Raw genomic sequence first — 407 nt, 5'->3', positions numbered from 1 at the left:
GCTCATGGGTAGGCTCCTTGTTTTCGCTGAGTTGGCAGGCCGGCAGGGCCCGAAGGGTAGACCGGCGCGGTCGCGCAAGGGTTGCCCTGGCGCGATGGGCGGTCCGCGTCCGACTGTCGGCCGAGGGCGGAAAACACTTATGATTCAGCCACATGCTTTGTCTGGACCGGTCCCCGATGCTGTCTGCCGTACGGCGCTACAAGTCGATGCTCTCCAGCGCCCTGGCGCGTTGTTTCCCGCGTACCACCGCCTACCTGCAGGCCGAGCGCGAGGCTCGCGAAGCCTTGTTGCAGCCGGCCAAGGCCCGCTCCAGGAAGAACGCCGCGAAGGCTCCGGCCAAGGCCGCCGGCAAGCCTGCGAAGGGCGCCGTTCGGGGGACCCCACGCAAGCCCGCTGCCGCCTCGCAG

The 407-nt window shown here is 68.8% G+C and carries 1 protein-coding gene; it reads left to right on the top strand.

Annotated features, from left to right (window positions below; genetic code table 11):
* Positions 1-176: 176 nt before the first annotated feature.
* A partial coding sequence (locus ACLJNW_RS23360) for a hypothetical protein (RefSeq protein ID WP_410961106.1) occupies positions 177-407 on the top strand: 231 nt, incomplete at its 3' end.

The sequence above is a fragment of the Salmonella sp. SAL4457 genome (assembly GCF_046548235.1).
Classification (GTDB): domain Bacteria; phylum Pseudomonadota; class Gammaproteobacteria; order Enterobacterales; family Enterobacteriaceae; genus Salmonella; species Salmonella enterica.
The sequence above is the reverse complement of the archived record's forward strand: the minus strand, read 5'-3'. Positions and strand labels throughout refer to the sequence as shown.